General features: G+C 69.3%; 17 protein-coding genes. 10 read left to right on the top strand and 7 right to left on the bottom strand.

What is annotated here, in order from left to right; translation table 11 throughout:
• Positions 1-8 precede the first annotated feature (8 nt).
• From F3J10_RS05255 to F3J10_RS05245, 3 genes are read right to left on the bottom strand one after another with little or no spacing between them, the layout of a single operon-like run.
• Complete coding sequence (locus F3J10_RS05255) at positions 9-1,007, bottom strand: HpnL family protein (protein WP_025098309.1); 999 nt, start codon at positions 1,005-1,007, stop codon at positions 9-11.
• Positions 1,004-1,816: a 2OG-Fe(II) oxygenase gene (locus F3J10_RS05250; RefSeq protein WP_167241426.1), complete on the bottom strand. Its 813-nt coding sequence runs from the start codon at positions 1,814-1,816 to the stop codon at positions 1,004-1,006. Before F3J10_RS05250 ends, F3J10_RS05255 begins: the two co-directional genes overlap by 4 nt.
• Positions 1,813-2,481 carry a CDP-alcohol phosphatidyltransferase family protein gene (locus F3J10_RS05245; RefSeq protein WP_025098307.1) on the bottom strand — a complete coding sequence of 223 codons (669 nt, stop codon included), beginning with the start codon at positions 2,479-2,481 and terminating at the stop codon, positions 1,813-1,815. The genes F3J10_RS05250 and F3J10_RS05245 overlap by 4 nt, the downstream gene beginning before the upstream one ends.
• A gap of 519 nt (positions 2,482-3,000) precedes the next feature.
• Between F3J10_RS05245 and F3J10_RS05240 the strand changes: the two genes are divergently transcribed.
• Both F3J10_RS05240 and F3J10_RS05235 read left to right on the top strand, forming a co-directional pair.
• Positions 3,001-3,396, top strand: a complete 396-nt coding sequence (locus F3J10_RS05240; RefSeq protein WP_166915476.1) for a lysozyme inhibitor LprI family protein — start codon at positions 3,001-3,003, stop codon at positions 3,394-3,396.
• A gap of 261 nt (positions 3,397-3,657) precedes the next feature.
• Positions 3,658-4,812, top strand: coding sequence for a branched-chain amino acid ABC transporter substrate-binding protein (locus F3J10_RS05235; RefSeq protein WP_013690115.1), 1,155 nt, complete (start codon positions 3,658-3,660; stop codon positions 4,810-4,812).
• Between the two features lie 51 nt (positions 4,813-4,863).
• Here the strand turns inward: F3J10_RS05235 and F3J10_RS05230 are convergent, their stop codons facing one another.
• Positions 4,864-5,916: a hypothetical protein gene (locus F3J10_RS05230; protein ID WP_167241424.1), complete on the bottom strand. Its 1,053-nt coding sequence runs from the start codon at positions 5,914-5,916 to the stop codon at positions 4,864-4,866.
• Between the two features lie 203 nt (positions 5,917-6,119).
• Between F3J10_RS05230 and F3J10_RS05225 the strand changes: the two genes are divergently transcribed.
• On the top strand, positions 6,120-6,980 hold the full coding sequence (locus F3J10_RS05225; protein WP_167241422.1) for a class I SAM-dependent methyltransferase: 861 nt from the start codon (positions 6,120-6,122) through the stop codon (positions 6,978-6,980).
• 8 nt (positions 6,981-6,988) lie between these two features.
• Here the strand turns inward: F3J10_RS05225 and F3J10_RS05220 are convergent, their stop codons facing one another.
• Positions 6,989-7,726, bottom strand: coding sequence for a class I SAM-dependent methyltransferase (locus tag F3J10_RS05220; protein ID WP_025098302.1), 738 nt, complete (start codon positions 7,724-7,726; stop codon positions 6,989-6,991).
• Between the two features lie 232 nt (positions 7,727-7,958).
• On the bottom strand, positions 7,959-8,903 hold the full coding sequence (locus tag F3J10_RS05215) for a LysR substrate-binding domain-containing protein (RefSeq protein ID WP_105827459.1): 945 nt from the start codon (positions 8,901-8,903) through the stop codon (positions 7,959-7,961).
• A gap of 115 nt (positions 8,904-9,018) precedes the next feature.
• On the opposite strand from F3J10_RS05215, the gene F3J10_RS05210 reads away from it, so the two are divergent.
• The 7 genes from F3J10_RS05210 to araH all read left to right on the top strand — a co-directional run bounded on the left by F3J10_RS05210 (position 9,019) and on the right by araH (position 18,066).
• Positions 9,019-10,770: an IlvD/Edd family dehydratase gene (locus tag F3J10_RS05210; protein WP_167241420.1), complete on the top strand. Its 1,752-nt coding sequence runs from the start codon at positions 9,019-9,021 to the stop codon at positions 10,768-10,770.
• 265 nt (positions 10,771-11,035) lie between these two features.
• On the top strand, positions 11,036-12,415 hold the full coding sequence (locus F3J10_RS05205; RefSeq protein ID WP_167233328.1) for an MFS transporter: 1,380 nt from the start codon (positions 11,036-11,038) through the stop codon (positions 12,413-12,415).
• A gap of 58 nt (positions 12,416-12,473) precedes the next feature.
• Positions 12,474-13,403 carry a dihydrodipicolinate synthase family protein gene (locus tag F3J10_RS05200; RefSeq protein ID WP_166915485.1) on the top strand — a complete coding sequence of 310 codons (930 nt, stop codon included), beginning with the start codon at positions 12,474-12,476 and terminating at the stop codon, positions 13,401-13,403.
• Between the two features lie 22 nt (positions 13,404-13,425).
• On the top strand, positions 13,426-14,355 hold the full coding sequence (locus tag F3J10_RS05195) for a Gfo/Idh/MocA family oxidoreductase (protein WP_167241418.1): 930 nt from the start codon (positions 13,426-13,428) through the stop codon (positions 14,353-14,355).
• Positions 14,356-14,422: 67 nt separating this feature from the next.
• Positions 14,423-15,427 carry an arabinose ABC transporter substrate-binding protein gene (locus F3J10_RS05190; RefSeq protein ID WP_025098296.1) on the top strand — a complete coding sequence of 335 codons (1,005 nt, stop codon included), beginning with the start codon at positions 14,423-14,425 and terminating at the stop codon, positions 15,425-15,427.
• 31 nt (positions 15,428-15,458) lie between these two features.
• Entirely contained in the window at positions 15,459-16,997 is a 1,539-nt protein-coding gene (gene araG / locus F3J10_RS05185; RefSeq protein ID WP_166915491.1) for an L-arabinose ABC transporter ATP-binding protein AraG, read from the top strand.
• Between the two features lie 64 nt (positions 16,998-17,061).
• Positions 17,062-18,066, top strand: a complete 1,005-nt coding sequence (araH, locus tag F3J10_RS05180) for an L-arabinose ABC transporter permease AraH (protein ID WP_025098294.1) — start codon at positions 17,062-17,064, stop codon at positions 18,064-18,066.
• Between the two features lie 11 nt (positions 18,067-18,077).
• Here the strand turns inward: araH and F3J10_RS05175 are convergent, their stop codons facing one another.
• Complete coding sequence (locus F3J10_RS05175) at positions 18,078-19,490, bottom strand: PLP-dependent aminotransferase family protein (protein WP_167241416.1); 1,413 nt, start codon at positions 19,488-19,490, stop codon at positions 18,078-18,080.
• Between the last annotated feature and the right edge of the window lie 95 nt (positions 19,491-19,585).

Raw genomic sequence — 19,585 nt, 5'->3', positions numbered from 1 at the left:
AACGGCTCCTAATCCGCGAGCTGCGGCGAACGGCGCCGCTGCCAGTTTCTTTCGCTGAAATGCAGGTACAGGATGCCGGGCAGGCCGAACGCGAGCTCGCGCGCGCGTTTGGCGAGCGAGAGCGCGAGCGCGGCATCCGGCGGCAGCCCGACGAGCGGGGCGAGCAGCAGGTAGCCGCCCTCCTGCGCGCCGAGCGAACCGGGAATCATGAAGGCCGCGCCGCGGATCGCCTGACCGACGCTTTCCAGCAGCAGCGCATCGACCCAGCTGACCGGGTGGCCCAGGAAATGCAGCGCGAGCCACACTTCGCCGGTGCCGAGCACCCAGCCGGCGAAGCTCAGCCAGAAGGTCGAGATCACGCGATCGCGCTTGCCGTACAACTCGCCGACCGCCGCGTCGATCGCGTCGGCGCGGGTGGCCAGCGAGGGCCAGTCGCGCGGGCCGAGCGCCTTCGAGACGATACGCAGGCCGCGACCGAACAGGCCGCGGCGCTGGGCGAGGTAGAAGCCGAACGCGCAGGCGGCGAGCAGGGCGGTGGCGATCAGGGCCGGCGTGCGCAGGTGCGCGGCGGCCGCGCTGTTGGCGCCGAAGCTGAAGATCGCGATGCCGGCCAGCGCGAACACGATCTGCGCGAGCGCCTGCATGGTGGTGCTGACGGTGACGGCGGCCGCCGCGCGCGGCATCGGCACGCCCTTTTGCGACAGGTAGCGCGCCATCAGCACCGGGCCGCCGATCTGGCCGGCCGGCAGCAGGCTGTTGACCGATTCCAGCACCCAGCGCGCGAACAGCGTGTCGCGCAGCGAGACGCCGGGCGTGCCGCGCGGGAACATCACGGCGATCGCGCGCGCGTCCACCACCAGCGGGATCAGATGGAAGGCGGCCACCAGCAGCAGGCCCCAGCCGGCCGTGGCGAGCGTCGACACGACCGCGCCGAAGCCCTGCCAGGACAGCAGGGCAATGAACAATGCCGTCCCGATGGACAGCAGGATAAGGCCGGCACGAGTCATTTCTGCTGGGGCGGACGGCGCGTGGCGAGTTGCTTGAACACCTGGCGGAAGCCGAAATACGCGATCGCGTCCTTCATGTTCGAGATGAAACGCTTCCAGGGCCGCATGCCGGGGTCGGTCACGTATTCGAAGGTCAGCGACACGCGGAGCTCGTTTTCCAGCATAGGCGTGATGCGGTGGCGCAGCTTGTCGCCGTCGAACAGCACGATGCCGCCGTCGGCGATCTGCACCGAACCCGGTTCGTCCTTCACCGCCGGGTTGCGCGTGTGCAGCTCGTAGTCGAGCCGGCACGAGGACTGGTCGATCACGCCGATCAGCAGCGTGTAGCGGCGGCCGTCGTAGTAGGAGGTGTCGTAGTGCCAGCCGATATGGTCGCCCGGCTTGGTGTAGTAGTAGAGCGCGTAGGCGTGCGGGTCGTCGGCGGGCGAGACCTGCAGCGTGTCGCCGGTGAGCTTCTCGAGGAACGAGATCAGCGCCTTCGAGCGGTACAGCTCGGCGATGAAGGGCGCCTTCTCGTCGATCTTGTGACGGCTCACGCTGCCGCCCTGCTTGTGGCCGGGCAGGTAGTTCCGGTTCAGCTCGGGCAGCAGTTCGCGCGCCAACTCGGCCAGGCGCCCATGGGCGTCCTTCGGCAGGAACTGGTCGAGGTAGATGAAGGCGCCCTGGCGGTCGAATTCGCCGCGCAGGCGGGCGGTGTCGAGCGGGGCGACCACCGAGGCGACGGCGCGCTCGGCGTCGGGCGCGGGAGTCGCGGCCGGGGCCGTCGCCGGGGCGCGCGGCGCGAGGCCGGCATCGATCTGGGTACTCATGGCTGGGGCTGGGTGGGGTTGGCTGCCGGGGCGCTGCCGCGGCGCACGACGCGCCAGTAGTCGATCACGACCCAGGCGGCGAACAGCGGCGCGCCGATCGCGGCGGCCAGCACGAAGCGCTCGACGCCGTCGAGCAGGGTCACGATCGGCAGCAGGTAAAGCACGTCCTCGGTCTCGAAGCCGCCCACCGACGCCTGCTTGGTGCCGGCCTTGCCGGCGAGGGATTCGATCCGCATGCGCAGGAAGAAGATCAGCGCGACGGCCGCGCCCGCCACGGTGCCGAGCAGCACCGGCGAGGCGAACATGTGGCCGCCCTGGGCGACGATGCCCGCGCCCATGCAGACGAACAGCGCCACGGTGATCACCGCGTCGCTGGCCAGGTCGTAGAAATGGCCGATCTTGCTGGTCTTGCCGCTGATGCGCGCCAGTTCGCCGTCGGTGTGGTCGACGAAGTTCGACAGGACGATCAGGAAGGCCCCGGCGTTGATCCAGCCGAAACCGCCCTGCGCGAGGCACACGGCGCCCGCCAGGCCGATCAGCAGGCGCAGCGTGGTCAGGTGGTTCGGGGTGACGGGGGTATCGACGAGCGGCGTGACGAGCCGGCGCGCGAGCCGCGCATCCCAGGTGCGGGGCGGCGGCGGCGCGATGAGTTTTCTTTGGTCCATCGGCGGATGTTATACGGATTTGTAACGATTTGCTTTTTCCAGGGCTCAATTTTGACACGGGGATGTCGAAACCGGGTTCGACCAAAATGCCCGGCGCGCCTGGGTGACCGGAAGCGCACGATGGATTTTGAGGCGTTTAGTCGCGTTTCTTGGCGTCGAGGCCGTGTCGAGCGCCTCCGCGGATGCCGTCGGCGCCTTGTCGGGATTGGCTCGAGGCGCGATTCTACAGGCTCGTGGCGGGAGCTGAATCGGCTGTATTCATCTGGATACGACCGATTTGTGGGCGCCTCGGAAATGTTGCGCGGATCCCAGTCCCGGGTGCCCGGCGGAACGCCCGGTTCGCGTACCGATTGATTCGGTTCGCCTGGCGGTGCAGGGCGTCGGGCCGCCGGCCCATCCGTCCCGGAATAATCGACGGCCGCCGCCTGTTCTTTGCTGGCGGAGCGGACGTGCCGATGGCGCCGTCCAGACGATTCCGATCTCAATCCATTTCAATCCAATTCAATTCCCGGGTAGATCATGAACATCCTGAAAACGAGCGCATGCGCGCTGCTGCTGGCCAGTTCGTCGGTTTTCGCCGCCCAGCCCAGCTGCATGGACAAGGCCACCACGCAAGCGGCGATGAATGCCTGCGCGGCCGGCGCCTACAAGCAATCGGACGCGGCGCTGAACAGCACCTACCGCGCCCTGGTCGCCAAGCTCGGCGAACCGGGCAAGACCCGGCTGAAGGAAGCGCAGCGCCGCTGGCTGGCCTGGCGCGACGCCCAATGCGCCTTCGAGGCGAGCGGCGTGGACGGCGGCAGCGCCGCGCCGATGGTCACGAGCCAGTGCCTGGACCAGCTCACCCAGGCCCAGACCAAGCTGCTCGACAGCCATCTCCATTGCCAGGAAGGCGATATTTCCTGCTCCAACTGAGGCCGATCCGGCGCGCCTGCCCGGGCGAATCCGCGTCGCCCGCCGCGCAGAAAGCTGCAGATACAGCGCCGATTTTCGTCTGATCAAAGTAGACTGTCGAACCCCGTGGATCCGTCCCCGATGGTCTCGCCCATCGGGCGGATTCGCGGGTGCCGTCGCGCGCTCCGGCAGCGGCTGGCCGATCGGCTCGGGCCGAGCCTGGCGCCGCCGCCCGGCGCGCGACACCGCGTTTCATTCCTATTCCACTGGAGGAGCAAATCCATGAAGCAGAACCACACGATCGACACGCGCAAGAAAATCGTGATCGGCGCCGCCGCGCTGTTTGCCCTGGCGGCCGCCGGCAACGCGATGGCGGACCAGATCGTGAAGATCGGCAGCGTCGAGCCGCTGACGGGCGGCATCTCGCACCTCGGCAAGGACAACGAGAACGGTGCCCGTCTGGCGATCGAGGAGATCAACACGAAGGGCCTGACCATCGGCGGCCAGAAGATCACGCTGCAACTGGATGGCCAGGACGACGCGGCCGACCCGCGCACCGCCACCCAGGTCGCGCAGAAGCTGGTCGACGACAAGGTCGTCGCCGTGGTCGGCCACCTGAACTCGGGCACCTCGATCCCGGCCTCGAAGATCTACAGCGATGCCGGCATCCTGCAGATCTCGCCCTCGGCCACCAACCCGGCCTACACGCAGCAGGGCTTCAAGACCACCTACCGGGTGGTCGCGACCGACGCGCAGCAGGGCCCGGCGCTGGCCGCCTACGCGCAGAAGGCCGGCGTCAAGACGGTGGCCGTGATCGACGATTCGACCGCCTACGGCCAGGGCCTGGCCAACGAGTTCGAGAAGAAGGCGAAGGCGCTGGGCCTGAAGGTGGTCTCGCATGACGCGACCAACGACAAGGCCGTCGACTTCCGCGCGATCCTGACCAAGATCAAGGGCGAAAACCCGGACGCGATCATGTACGGCGGCATGGATGCCACCGGCGGCCCGCTGGCCAAGCAGGCCAAGCAGCTCGGCCTGCGCGCCAAGCTGTTCGCGGGCGACGGCGTGTGCACCGAGCAGCTTTCCGACCTGGCCGGCGCTGCCGCCGACAACGTGGTCTGCTCGCAGCCGGGCGCGGCGCTCGAGAAGATGCCGGGCGGCGCCGAATTCCAGGCCAAGTACCAGAAGCGTTTCGGCCAGATCATCAAGTTCGACGCGCCGTTCGCCTATGACTCGGTGTACATCATCGTCGACGCGATGAAGCGCGCGAACTCGGTCGATCCGGCCAAGATCCTGGCGCAGATGCCCACCACCGACTACAAGGGCGTGATCGGCGAGACCGTGTTCGATGCCAAGGGCGACCTGAAGCACGGCGTGATCTCGCTGTACGGCTACAAGTCGGGCAAGAAGTCCTTCGTGGATGAAGTGAAGATGTAAGAAGGATGCCCGTTCCGGCCGTGCGGCCGGGACGGGCATGCGGCTTTACCTTTACTCGGCGTATGTCTCGCGGCGTTCGGATTCCGAGGTCTCGATGACGATCAGGCTGATGCCGCCCGAAGGATCGTCCGTCTCCGACGGCGGCAGCAGTTCGGGCGGAACGGTGCCATCTCCGCTGCTGCGCAACAGCTTGCGGGCCGATGCGCCGAGCACCTCGTCGAGAATCGAGTGGGCCGCCTGGCCATAACCGGCGCAGAAGCAGGCGTAAGCCGGAATCGAGTCGCCCTCGAAGCGCGAACTCGTCTTGGGATCGTGCGCCGTTCTGGTTCTGGTGAAGCCTTTTTTCAGGCCGTTGTCGATCAGGTCCCAGATCATGTGCGACCAGCCTCTCGCGCCGGTTCGGGTACCGAATTGCCTGCCATTGGACATCGCCAGGAATTCGAGCAGGGTTTCGCCGAGCGAGACGATCGTAAAGAGTGGTGACTCGGCCATCCATACCGCCATCGGATATTGCATAAATGGCGTCGGCGAATGTGAGAAGACCGGGTCGGAATCGACCAGCAGATACTGCGCGCCGGCATGTCGATTATGTGGCGTGACCGTCCTGGATTTGCCATGAAGCGTGCCGCCGTTCTTCATGTCGTATGTGAAGGTCGGCCAATGCTGATAAAGGAACAACTGATGCTGTTCGCTTGTCGGGACGGTCAGGCGCGGCGCCGATGGATCCGTCATTTTCGCCTGCAGCAACAGGGCATTGCGCTGCACGCTGCCTGATGTTCCCTGGTGGATGTGCACGAACAGGATATCGCCCAGTTCGCAGCGGGCCTTGGGCGTGGGGGCGGTGAATTTCACCATCGGCGACTGATGGCAGAACACGCCCGAGGTGGCGATCTGAATGCCTGAGCCCGCGAATACGGCGTCGAGCGCGGTCTTGATCAGGGGCACGCCGTGCTTGACCAGGCTGGCGATGAAATCCGGTTCTTCTGGAGGTTTCCCGCTTGGCTTCGCGCGGCGATAGGCATCGGACATCGATTTTATTGCAATGTCGTCGAAATCTTTTCGCAACTTTCCGCCATTCGCGTGCAGCAGAGTCAGATAGCTCACCAAGTTTATTCCCCGAGGAAATTATGCTGTTTTTGATTTTTGCCGATATTAAGGGATTTCAATTCGCCGCGGAATGAATTCTGCCTGATCGGAATGCCGGTCGATACGAATTCCGATCGAAACTCGATGTAAGCGGCATGGCGACGCCTATCATGTGAGCTTCTCGTCCCGATGCGCGTGAGGATGCATTCGCGCTTTCCGCCATGACCGAACCCACCACCCCCGCCCCCGACAGCACCGCCGCGCGCGTCGCCCTCTGGCGCGCCTTGCACGTCGAAGCCGACCCGCCGCCGCACGTGCTCGACGACCCGATCGGCCTGCAACTGCTCGCGCCCGGCGACGACTGGCGCAGCCGCGGCGACATGGATCTCGCCTTCACGCGGCCGTTTCGCGCCGCGATCGTCGCGCGGGCGAGATTCATCGAGGACTGGGTGGCCGAGCAGCTTGCGCGCGGCGTCGATCAGTACGTGATTCTCGGCGCGGGCCTCGACAGCTTCGTGCAGCGCCGCCCGGATCTCGCGGCGCGCCTGCGCGTGTTCGAGATCGATCGCCCCGGGCCGCAGGCCTGGAAGCGCGCGCGACTGGTCGAACTCGGTTTCGGCATTCCCGATTCGCTGCGCCTGGTCCCCGTCGATTTCGAGGCGGGCGCGAGCTGGCGCGAGGCGCTCGCGGCGACCGGCTTCGACGCCGGCAAACCCGCGGTGGTGGTCTCCACCGGCGTCAGCATGTACCTCAGCGACGAGGCGAACCGCGCCACGCTGGCCGAGGTCGCCGCGCTCGCGCCGGGTTCCAGCCTCGTGATGAGCTTCCTGCTGCCGTTGCACCTGGCCGATCCGGCCGTGCGCCCCGCGCTGGAAATGGCGGAAAAGGGCGCCCGCGCCAGCGGCACGCCCTTCATCAGCTTCCATACCCCCGGGGAGATTCGCGCGAAGGCTCGCGAGGCCGGCTTCGGCGAAGCCCGCCATGTCCCGGCGAGCGAACTCGCGCTGCGCTATTTCTCCACGCGCGAGGACGGCCTGCGCCCGCCCGACAACGCCGAGGAACTGCTGGTCGCGATCCGCTGAACGCGCATTCAGCGTGCCCCGCGCCGCGCCGACACCAGCATCATCATCGGCCGCTCGCGTTCCTCGGCCAGCGCCGGCTGCGCCTCGACCTGGGCCGGCGACGGCCCCCATTCGTCCAGGTGCGCGAGCGCGAAGCCCGATTCGATCAGCAGGTTGAGCAGGGTGCCGATGGTGCGGTGCTGCTTGACCACGCCCTCGGCGAGCCAGTCGGTCACGCGCGGGCCTTCGTTCTGGTAACCGTCCAGCGGCCAATGGCGCCAGCCCTCGGCATCGGTGCGAAAGCCCTGCCGGCTCGGCGCGGTCAGGATCGGGTGCTCGATCGAGAACACCAGCCGTCCGCCCGGCACCAGCGCGCGATGGATCGCCGCGAACAGCCCCGGCAGGTTCTCGATGTAGTGGAAGGCCAGCGAGCTGTAGACCAGGTCGAAGGCGGCGGCCGGCAGGTCGAGCCGTTCGAGGTCGGCGCGCCGGTAGGCGATGCGCGGGTTGGCGGTGTCGGCCCGGGCGCGCTCCAGCATCCGCTCGGAAACATCGAGGCCCAGCACGCTGGCCGCCTCGTGCTCGGCGGCCCAGCGGCAGAACCAGCCGTAGCCGCAGCCGAGATCGGCGATGCGCAAGCCGCGCGGCTCGGGCAGCAGCGCGCGCAGGGCCGGCCATTCCGGCGCGCCGTCGAGGCCCTCGACCGAGCGCTTGAGCTTCGCGTAGTTGTCGAAGAACGTCGGATCGTCGTAGATGTTCTGGGTCATCGATGCGCTCTCTCAGTGCCGTGGTCGACGGCCGGCGGCGCGAGGCCCGGGCACGCCGCGCCCTCGCGCCGCGAGGCGGCAGGTCGGCGTCATGCGGGGCCCGGCGCGCGCGGCATGCGCGACGGCGGTTGTCATGAACGAATTCGACGATCCTAGCGCGTAACGGGCGTGCCGCGCGAGCCCCCGATGCGTCGAAGCGGCCGCTTGGCGCCGCCCCTTGCACGCCTGTCCCTCAATTCCCGGACAACAGGCCGCCCGCGGCGCGCAATGCATCGGTGACGATCGCGGCGGCCGGCGTGGGCAGCCGGTCCGAGCGCGTGATGAGCCCGTAGTCGTCCATCTGGCATTGCATCGCCAGCGGCAGGATCTCGACCACGCGATGCGCGGCGTAATACTGCGCGACGTCGGCGGCCAGCACCGCGATCATGTCGCTCTCTTCCAGCAGCCGCGTGATGAACAGCAGGGCGGCGGTCTCCACGATGCGCGCCGGCGGCGCCAGGCTGGCGCGCTGGAACATGCGCTCGAAGCGGTGGCGCAGCACGCTGCCGGCGGGCGGCACCACCCAGTTGGCCTCGCGCACCTCGGCCAGCGTCAGCGCGGGCCCGCCCAGCAGCGGATGGCCCTGGCGCACCACCGCGTGGACGAATTCGTCGGCGAGAGTCTCGTAGCGCAGCGGCAGCTTGTCGTGCTCGGCCGACAGCCGGCCGACCACGATATCGAGCTTGTCCTGCGCGAGCCGTTCGAGCAGCACGTTGCTGGTCTCGATCTCGACCGAGATCCGCATCGCCGGATGCTGCTTCTTGACCGCGGCGATCGCGGCCGGCAGCAGGCGCACACCGGGCGAGGTGATGGTGCCGATCGCGACATGGCCGAGATGGCCGGCCTTGAGCGCATCGAGCTCCTCCTGCGCCTGCTCGAGGCTGCCGAGCACGGCGCGCGCATGGCGGATCAGCGCGTCGCCGTAGAGCGTGGGTTTCACGCCGCGCGGCATGCGCTCGAACAGCACCGTGCCGAGCATGTCCTCGAGCTCGCGCAGCAGCTTGGAGGCGGCCGGCTGGGTCATGTTCAGCACCGCCGCGGCGCGATGGATATTGCCTTCCTCCGCGAGCGCGACGACCAGCAGCAACTGCCTGGTTTTCAGTCGCGTGCGCACGTACCAGGGGTTCGCGTCGAGCATCGATTCAGTGTTTACGAGGATATGGAAACGTGTATCGGAGACGTCCGATTTTTCATTAGTAGGTTATCAACGATCTGACTAGACTGCTCGCAAATCCTGCTACCCACCTACGAGCATGTCGGACTCCAAACCCAAGCTGCGCTCCCAACACTGGTTCGGTCCCGCGGACAAGAACGGCTTCATGTACCGAAGCTGGATGAAGAACCAGGGTATTCCCGATCACGAGTTCGACGGCCGGCCGATCATCGGCATCTGCAATACCTGGTCCGAGCTGACGCCCTGCAACGCGCATTTCCGCAAGCTCGCCGAGCACGTCAAGCGCGGCATCCACGAGGCGGGCGGCTTCCCGGTGGAATTCCCGGTGTTCTCCAACGGCGAATCGAACCTGAGGCCCACCGCGATGCTCACGCGCAACCTCGCCAGCATGGACGTGGAGGAGGCGATCCGCGGCAATCCGATCGACGCGGTGGTGCTGCTGGCCGGTTGCGACAAGACCACGCCGGCGCTGCTGATGGGCGCGGCCAGTTGCGACGTGCCGGCCATCGTGGTGAGCGGCGGGCCGATGCTCAACGGCAAGCTGGAGGGCAAGGACATCGGCTCGGGCACGGCGGTCTGGCGGCTGCACGAGGCGCTCAAGGCCGGCGAGATCGACCTGCACCGTTTCCTCTCGGCCGAGGCCGGCATGTCGCGCTCGGCCGGCACCTGCAACACCATGGGCACCGCCTCGACGATGGCCTGCATGGCCGAGGCGCTCGGTGTGGCGCTGCCGCACAACGCGGCGATTCCTGCGGTCGACGCGCGCCGTTACGTGCTGGCCCACATGTCGGGCATCCGCATCGTGCAGATGGCGCTGGAGGACCTGAAACTGTCGAAGGTACTCACGCGCGCGGCCTTCGAGAACGCGATCCGCACCAATGCCGCGATCGGCGGCTCGACCAACGCGGTGATCCACCTGAAGGCGATCGCCGGCCGCATCGGCGTGCCGCTCGAGCTCGAGGACTGGATGCGGATCGGCCGCGATACGCCGACCCTGGTCGACCTGCAGCCCTCGGGGCGCTTCCTGATGGAGGAGTTCTATTACGCGGGCGGGTTGCCGGCGGTGCTGCGCCGGCTCGGCGAGGCCGGGCTGCTGCCGCATCCGGGTGCGCTGACCGTCAACGGCCGTTCGCTGTGGGACAACGTGCGCGAGGCGCCGAACCACGACGAGGAAGTGATCCGCCCGCTCGACAGGCCGCTGATCGCCGACGGCGGGATCTGCATCCTGCGCGGCAATCTCGCGCCGCGCGGCGCGGTGCTGAAGCCCTCGGCGGCGACGCCCGAGCTGCTGCGCCATCGCGGCCGCGCGGTGGTGTTCGAGAACTTCGACCACTACAAGGCCGCCATCAACGACGAGGCGCTGGAGGTCGACAAGGACTCGGTGCTGGTGATGAAGAACTGCGGGCCGCGCGGTTACCCGGGCATGGCCGAGGTCGGCAACATGGGCCTGCCGCCCAAGCTGCTGCGCCAGGGCGTGAAGGACATGGTGCGGATCTCCGACGCGCGCATGAGCGGCACCGCCTACGGCACGGTGGTGCTGCACGTGGCGCCCGAGGCCGCCGCGGGCGGCCCGCTGGCGGCCGTGCGCAACGGCGACTGGATCGAGCTCGACTGCGAGGCCGGCCGCCTGCATCTCGACATCAGCGACGAGGAACTGCAGCGGCGCCTGTCCGACGTCGATCCGGCCGCCGCGCCGGGCGTGGCCGAGCAGCAGGGCCGCGGCGGCTATGCGCGGCTCTATGTCGACCACGTGCTGCAGGCCGACGAGGGCTGCGACCTGGACTTCCTGGTCGGCATGCGCGGCGCCGAGGTGCCGCGCCACTCGCACTGAAATGACGTAGCGAGGCCGGCCCCGGGCCGGCACGTCGCATGACCGGGCCGCGCCCACGAAGCGGCCCGGCGGCCGACAGGGACGAGGGGGCCGTGAGGGCGCGAGGCGATCGCCGGGCCGGCCAGGGCCACCTGGCCCGCTTCGCGAATACGCCCGGCGGCAGCGGGCAAGGCGCCGTCGAGCGGCGCCCGACGAGATCCGCGCGAGCGCGAGCGCCGGGCGCCGCTGCACGACGCGGGCAGACGACATGGTGGAAGGAGACGCAATGACGAAATCGCAGGCAGCGCGTTCCGGCGAGACCGGTGCACGCGCAACCGATCCGGCGGCCGACGGCGAGGAGACACGCGTGGTCGGCCTGGTCGCGCGCCGGCTCCTGCCGTTCCTCGCGCTGATCTACGTGGTGGCCTATATCGATCGCACCGTGGTCGGCTTCGCGAAGCTGCACATGAACGCCGCGATCGGCCTGAGCGACGCCGCCTACGGCCTGGGCGCGGGCCTGTTCTTCATCGGCTACTTCCTCTGCGAGGTGCCGAGCAACCTGGCGCTGTCTCGCTTCGGCGCGCGCGTCTGGTTCGCGCGGATCCTGTTCACCTGGGGCGCCATCACCATGGCGACCGCCTTCGTCACGGGGCCGAACGGTTTCTACACGCTGCGCTTCCTGCTCGGCGCGGCCGAGGCCGGGCTCTATCCCGGCATCCTGTACTTCCTCACCCACTGGTTCCCGATGCGCCACCGCGCGCGCGTGATCGGCCTGCTGGTGCTGGCCCAGCCGATCGCCGGCATCATCACCGGGCCGATCTCGGGCCTGGTGCTGGAGATGCACGGCGTGGCCGGGCTCGCGAACTGGCAGATGCTGTTCATCCTGAGCGGGCTGCCGGCCGTGCTGCTGTGCTGGCCGACCCTGCGCGTGCTGCCCGACACGCCCGCCCAGGCGCGCTGGCTGGCCGAACCCGAGCGGCGCTGGATCGAGCAGGCGCTGGCCGCCGATCGCGGCCGCTACGCGCTCGATCCGCACCTGAGCCCGTTCGCGGCGCTCAAGGACCGCCGCGTGCTGCTGATGGCGCTGCTCTACCTGCCGTTCCCGATCAGCATCTACGGCCTGTCGCTGTGGCTGCCCACCATCATCAAGGCCTTCGGCGTGAGCGATTCGACGGCGGGCCTGATCTCGGCCGTGCCCTACATCTGCGCCGTGATCGGGCTGCTGATCGTGCCGCGCCATTCCGACCGGCATCGCGAGCGTCACTGGCACATCGTGGCGGTCACCGCCTTCGGCGCGCTGGCGATGGCGGCCAGTGCCTGGTTCCGCGCCCCCGCGCTGCAATTGCTGTTCATCAGCCTGACGGCCTTCGCGGTCTATTCGATCCAGGCCGTGGTCTGGGCGCTGCCGGGGCAGTTCCTGAGCGGGCCGAGCGCGGCGGTGGGGATTGCGACCATCAACTCGATCGCGAACCTCGGCGGCTACTTCGGCCCTTACAGCGTCGGCCTGATCAAGGACGCCACCGGCAGCCTGGCCGCCGGCCTGTACTTCCTCGCGGCCACTCTGCTGGTGGCCGTGCTGATGGCCTTCGCGGTGCGCGCCGCCTTGCGCGCGAGCTCACCGGCCGGGGCGCTGGCGGGCGACGCGCTCGCCCATCAAGAATCCTGACGTGCCCGCGCGGCGCATGCCGCGCGACTCAACCGACAACCGAAGCAGGACCGATGCCATGACTTCAAGCCGTCCCCCTCGCTACCGCGGTGTGTTCCCCGTGGTGCCGACCACCTTCAGCGATACCGGCGAACTCGACCTGGCCAGCCAGAAGCGCGCCGTCGACTTCATGATCGACGCGGGCTCGGACGGCCTGTGCATCCTCGCCAACTTCTCGGAGCAGTTCTCGCTGTCCGACGAGGAGCGCGAGATCCTCACGCGCACCGTGCTCGAGCACGTGGCCGGCCGCGTGCCGGTGATCGTCACCACCACGCATTACGGCACGCGGCTGTGCGCGGCGCGCAGCCGGCGCGCGCAGGAGCAGGGCGCGGCGATGGTGATGATCATGCCGCCGTATCACGGCGCCACCTTCCGCGTACCCGAGACGCAGATCCACGAGTTCTACGCGCGCGTGTCCGACGCGATCGACATTCCGATCATGATCCAGGACGCGCCGGCCAGCGGCACCGTGCTGTCGGCGCCGTTCCTGGCGCGCATGGCGCGCGAGATCGAGCAGGTGTCCTATTTCAAGATCGAGACGCCGGGCGCCGCCAACAAGCTGCGCGAGCTGATCCGCCTGGCCGGCGACGCGGCGCAAGGCCCCTGGGACGGCGAGGAGGGCATCACCCTGCTGGCCGACCTGAACGCCGGCGCGACCGGCTCGATGACGGGCGGCGGTTTCCCCGACGGGATCCGCACCATCGTCGACGCGCATCGCGAGGGGCGCCTCGACGAGGCCTTCGCCGCCTACCAGCGCTGGCTGCCGCTGATCAACCACGAGAACCGCCAGGCGGGCCTGCTGGCCTGCAAGGCGTTGATGAAGGAGGGCGGCGTGATCGACTGCGAGCTGCCGCGCCATCCGCTGCCCGCCATGCAGCCCGAGACCCGCGCCGAGCTGGTCGCGATCGCGCGCCGGCTCGATCCGCTGGTGCTGCGCTGGGGCCATTGAGCCGCGAGGAGATCGAGCAAGCATGAACGCTACCTATACCCTCGGCATCGTCGGCGTCGGCAAGATCGCGCGCGACCAGCACCTGCCCGCCATCGCCGGCAACGACGGTTTCGCGCTGGTCGCCAGCGCCAGCCGCAACGCCCACGTCGAGCAGGTCCGCAACTACCCCGATATCGACGCGCTGCTGGCCGCCGAGCCCGAGCTCGACGCCGTCTCGCTCTGCGCGCCGCCGCAGGTGCGCTACGCGCAGGCGCGCGCGGCGCTGCTGGCCGGCAAGCACGTGATGCTGGAAAAGCCGCCCGGCGCGAGCATCAGCGAGGTGGAGGCGCTGCACGCGCTGGCGAAGCGCCAGGGCCGCACGCTGTTCGCCACCTGGCATTCGCGCTGCGCCAGCGCCGTGGAGCCGGCGCGCGACTGGCTCGCCACGCGCGTGGTGCGCGCCGTGCAGGTGCGCTGGAAGGAGGACGTGCGGCACTGGCATCCGGGGCAGCAATGGATCTGGGAGCCGGGCGGGCTCGGCGTGTTCGATCCCGGCATCAACGCGCTGTCGATCGTTACGCGGATCCTGCCGCACGAGCTGCTGCTGCGCGCGGCCACGCTGCACGTGCCCGCCGATTGCGCCACCCCGATCGCGGCCGAGCTCGACTGCATCAACGCGGCCGGCGCCCCGGTGCGCGCCGAGTTCGACTGGCGGCACGGCCCGGTCGAGCAATGGGAGATCGTGGTCGAGACCGACGGCGGCCTGCTGCAGATCGCCGAGGGCGGCAAGCGCCTGACCATCGCCGGCCGGCCCGTGACGCTCGCGCCCGAGCGCGAATACGCGACGCTCTACGAGCGCTTCCACTGGCTGATCGCGCACGGCACCGACGAGGTCGACCTGAGCCCGCTGCGGCTGGTGGCCGACGCCTTCCTGCTCGGCCGCCATGTCGAGGTCGAGCCCTTCGGCCGCTGAACTGAACCCAATCCATACCGGCAAGCGCCATCAAGAGGCCATCGCCAATATCAGAGGAGACAGCAAGATGACCGGATTCACCCGCCGTACCACCCTGCGCGCCGTCCTGGCCGGCCTGTGCCTGGCCTCGTTCGGCGCTGCGCTGCCTGCCGGCGCCGACACGCCCGCCAAGATCGGTTTCCTGGTGAAGATGCCCGAGCAGGCCTGGTTCATCAACGAGCAGAAGGCCGCCACGGCGCTCGGCCAGAAGGAGAACTTCTCGGTGGTCAACATCGGCACGCCCGACGGCGAGAAGGTGCTGGCCGCGATCGACAACCTCGGCGCGCAAGGCGCGCAGGGCTTCGTGATCTGCGCGCCCGACGTGCGTCTGGGGCCGGCGATCCAGCAGCGCGCCAAGCACTACAACATGAAGTTCGTGACCGTCGACGACCAGTTGGTGGATTCCTCCGGCAAGCCGCTGGCGGGCGTGCCGCACCTGGGCATGTCGGCCTTCAAGATCGGCAACCAGGTCGGCCAGGCAATCACCGACGAGATGAAGAAGCGCGGCTGGAAGCCCGAGGAAGTCGGCGCGCTGCGCATCACCGACTACGAGCTGCCGACCGCCAAGCTGCGCACCGACGGCGCCACGCAGTCGCTGCTGGCCGGCGGCTTCAGGAAGGAGAACATCTTCGACGCGCCGCAGAAGACCACCGACGACGAAGGCGGCTTCAACGCGGCCTCGCCGGTGCTGGCCCAGCATCCCAACATCAAGAAGTGGGTGGTGTTCGCGCTCAACGAGGAAAGCGTGCTGGGCGCGGTGCGCGCCACCGAGCAGCTGCACCTGCCGTCCGCGGACGTGATCGGGGTGGGCATCAACGGCGCCGGCGAGGCCTTCGCCGAGTTCCAGAAGAAGCAGCCGACCGGCTTCTACGGCACCATCGCGGTCAGCTCGACCAACCACGGCAAGGACAGCGCGCAGAACCTGATCGACTGGATCCGCTCGGGCAAGCAGCCGCCCGCCGACACGCAGACCACCGGCAAGCTGATGACGCGCGAGAACTGGCAGGCCGTGCGTGCCGAGCTGGGTATCTGAGGCGGGCATGAGCGAGCGGGAGACGGAACCGATGAGCGATACCCTGGGCACCCTCGAGCGCTCGCCCGAACCGGGCGGCGCGCCTGCCGCCTGGCTCGAGCTGGACGGCATCGGCATGAGCTTTCCGGGCGTGCGCGCGCTCGACGGCGTGTCGCTGTCGGTGCGCGCCGGCGAGGTGCACGGTCTGATGGGCGAGAACGGCGCGGGCAAGTCGACCCTGCTGAAGGTGCTCTCGGGCGTGAACCAGCCGCAGCAGGGCCGGCTGCGGCTGGGCGGCGTCGAGCAGCGCTTCGCCGGCACGCGCGCGGCGATCGACGCGGGCGTGGCGATCATCTACCAGGAGCTGCACCTGGTGCCGGAGCTGACGGTGGCCGACAACCTGATGCTCGGCCAGTTGCCGAACCGCTTCGGCGTGCTCGACGAGCGGGGCCTGGTGCGGCGCGCCACCGAGGCGCTGCAGCGCCTGGGCGAGCGCATCGACCCGCGCACGCCGGTCAAGGAGTTGTCGATCGGCCAGCGCCAGATGATCGAGATCGGCAAGGCGCTGATGCGCGACGCGCGCGTGATCGCCTTCGACGAGCCGACCAGCTCGCTGTCCGCGCGCGAGACCGAGAACCTGTTCCGCATCATCGACGCGCTGCGCGCCGACGGCCGCGCGATCATCTACGTCACGCACCGGATGGACGAGGTCTACACGCTGTGCGACCGCGTCACGGTGTTTCGCGACGGCCGGCATATCGAGACCTTCGAGTCGGTGGCCGAGCTCGACCGCAACCGCCTGATCGCGGCGATGGTCGGCCGCTCGATCGCCGACGTCTACGGCTACCGGCCGCGCGAGGCCGGCGAGGTGCTGCTGGAGGCCAAGGCGCTGCTCGGGCCGGGGCTGGCCGAGCCGGTCTCGTTCGCGGCGCGGCGCGGCGAGATCCTGGGCTTCTTCGGCCTGGTGGGCGCCGGCCGCTCCGAGCTGATGAAGCTGATCTACGGCGCCACCCGTGCCAGCGCCGGCCATGTCGAGCTGGCCGGCCGCCGCGTGGCCTTCGCCAGCCCGCGCGACGCGGTGCGGGCCGGCGTCGCGCTGTGCCCCGAGGACCGCAAGCAGGAAGGCATCGTGGCGATCGCCTCGGTGGCCGACAACCTCAACATCAGCGCGCGCCGCCACTTCAGCCCGGCGCGCTTCCTGCTCGACGAGAAGCGCGAGCGCACGCTGGCGCGCGACTACATCGAGAAGCTGGCGATCAAGACGCGCGACGGCGATACCGCGATCGGTACGCTGTCGGGCGGCAACCAGCAGAAGGTGATCCTGTCGCGCTGGCTGGCCGAGCGCATCGAGGTGTTCCTGATGGACGAGCCCACCCGCGGTATCGACGTGGGCGCGCGCGCCGAGATCTACGCGCTGCTGTACGGCCTGGCCGAGGCGGGGCGCACCGTGCTGATGGTGTCGAGCGACCTGGCCGAGGTGATCGGCGTGGCCGACCGCATCGTGGTGATGCGCGAGGGGCGCATCGCCGGCATCGTGCCCAAGGCCGAGGCCACTCCCGACCAACTGATCAAGCTGGCGCTGCCGCGCTGAACCGACTCACCGCGGCCGGCGAGCGCCGATGCGCCCGCCGCCGCACCGAACCGATGGACCCGAGATGAACCAAGCCATGCCGAAGGGAACGCCCGCCAGCAACGACACCGCGCCGATCACGCCGTCGCGCGCGCGGATGTGGGACATGATCAACAAGTCGGGCATCGTGGTGGTGTTCGTGGTGCTGTTCGCGGTGCTGTCCGCGACGGTGCCGGACTTCCTCACGGTCCGCAATATCCAGGGCCTGCTGTTGTCGGTCACGCTGATCGGCTCGATCGCGGTGACCATGATGTTCGTGCTCGCGCTCGGCGAGGTGGACCTGTCGGTGGCCTCGATCGTCGCCTTCTCGGGCGTGGTGGCCTCCACCGTGATCACCGCCTCGCACAGCGTGCTGCTCGGCGTGGCGGCCGGCATCCTGGCCGGCGGCGCGGTGGGCCTGGTCAACGGCGTGCTGATCGCGCGCTTCCGGATCAATTCGCTGATCGCCACGCTGGCCATGATGGAGGCGGTGCGGGGCCTGGCCTTCCTGACCTCGAACGGCGATGCCGTGATGATCTCCGAGGAGCGTTTCTTCGAGCTCGGCAGCGGCGCCTTCCTCGGCATCTCGTTCCCGATCTGGAGCAACATCGTCGGCTTCGTGGTGTTCGGCTTCCTGCTCAAGAAGACCGTGTTCGGCAAGAACGTGCTGGCGGTCGGCGGCAACAGCGAGGCCGCGCTGCTGGCCGGCCTGCCGGTCACCCGCATCAAGGTCGCGGTGTTCGTGCTGCAGGGCCTGGTGACCGGCTTCGCCGGCGTGATGCTGGCCTCGCGCATGAGCCTGGGCGACCCCAAGACCTCGGTCGGGCTCGAACTCGGCGTGATCTCGGCCTGCGTGCTCGGCGGCGTGTCGCTGACGGGCGGCGTGGCCACCATCGCCGGCGTGCTGGTGGGCGTGCTGATCATGGGCGCGGTGCAGGACGCGATGAGCCTGATGAACGTGCCGACCTTCTACCAGTACCTGATCCGCGGCGGCATCCTGCTGCTGGCGGTGCTGTTCGACCAGTTCCGCCGCAGCAAGCGGGCGGTCTGAGCCGCGCGTGCCTAGCGCGCGTCGCGGATCAGTTGCACGAGGCGCCGGCAGTCCTTGGCCAGCCGCGCCTCGTCGAGGTTGGTCACGCTCAGCAGCAGGCCCTGCGGCCGCGGCGCCCGGCTGTACCAGGGCGACAGCGGCGTGGGCGCGATGCCGAAGGGCAGCGCCTGCAGCGCCAGCTCGGTATCGACCACGGAATCGGGCAGGCGCGTGACCACCGCCGTGCCGGCCACTGCCAGCACCGACATCAGGTCCGCCGGCACCGCCCGCAACTGGCGCAGCAAGGCTTCCCGCTGCGCGGCATAGAGGCGCTTCATGCGGCGCAGATGGCGCAGATAGTGGCCGTCGCGGAGGAATTCGGCCACCGCGTGCTGGATCGAGGCCGCCGGGGCCGGCGCCAGGCAGGCCGCGATCTCGCCGAAGCGGGCCGCCAGCTCGAGCGGCACCACCAGGAAGCCCAGGCGCAAGGCCGGGCTGATGGTCTTGCTGAAGCTGCCGATATGCAGCACGCGGCCGTGCTCGTCGAGCGAGGCCAGGGCGGGGGCGGCGCGCCCCGTCAGTTGCAGCTCGCTCAGGTAGTCGTCCTCGACGATCCAGCCGCCGCTGCGCCGGGCCCAGGCGAGCAGGGCCAGCCGCCGGGGCAGCGAGAGCGTCATGCCGAGCGGCGCCTGCTGGCCCGGCGTGATCACCGCCAGGGCGGCGCGCGGCGCGAGCGCGATGCCGGCTTGCACGTCGATTCCCTCGGCATCCACCGGCACCGGCTGCGTCTGCATCCCCGCCAGGTCCAGCGCGATGCGCGTGAGCGAAAAGCCGGGATCCTCGATCCAGGCCGGCCGGCCCTCGATGCCGAGCCCGCGGATCGCCAGCCCGAGCGCGCCGGAAAAGCCGGTGGTGACCAGCACTTGGGAGGGCTGGCAGCGCAGCCCGCGCGCAACGCCCAGGTAGGCCGCGATCTCCTTGCGCAGCGCCGGGTCGCCGCGCGGATCCGGGTAGCTGACGGGCGCCGCCGCGGCCTGGCGCGCGCCGCGCGTCAGCACGCGCGACCACAGCTTGAAGGGGAACTCGGCCTGCGAGGGCACGCCCATCTGGAACGCCAGCGGCGCCGCGCCGAAGTCGCGGAACAGGCCCGCCAGCGGCAGCGCATCGGGCGAGCGCGCCGGCGCCTGGGCCAGCGGCGGGCGTTCGGCCACGCGCGTGCCGGCCGGGCCGAGCACCACCGCGAACTGCTCGTCGACCAGCCGCTCGTAGGCCACCCGCACCGTGCCGCGCGCCACGCCGAGCTGGGCCGCCAGGTCGAGCCAGGACGGCAGGCGCGCGCCGGCGGCGAGCTGGCCGGTCTCGATGGCGTGGCGGATCTCGCGGTAGATCTGGGTGGACAAGGAGGCGCCGGCGGCGCGGTCGAGTCCGATGCGGAGCTGGGTCATGGGCGCCATGGTACAGCCGGAATCCGCATTCTTGGGTCTGTTTTCTGGTCCGGGCCGGACGTAATCTGGCACGCTTGCGCCAGTGCCCGCGCGAG

Source organism: Burkholderia sp. Cy-637, assembly GCF_011753175.1.
Taxonomy (GTDB): Bacteria; Pseudomonadota; Gammaproteobacteria; order Burkholderiales; family Burkholderiaceae; genus Burkholderia; species Burkholderia gladioli.
The sequence above is the reverse complement of the archived record's forward strand: the minus strand, read 5'-3'. Positions and strand labels throughout refer to the sequence as shown.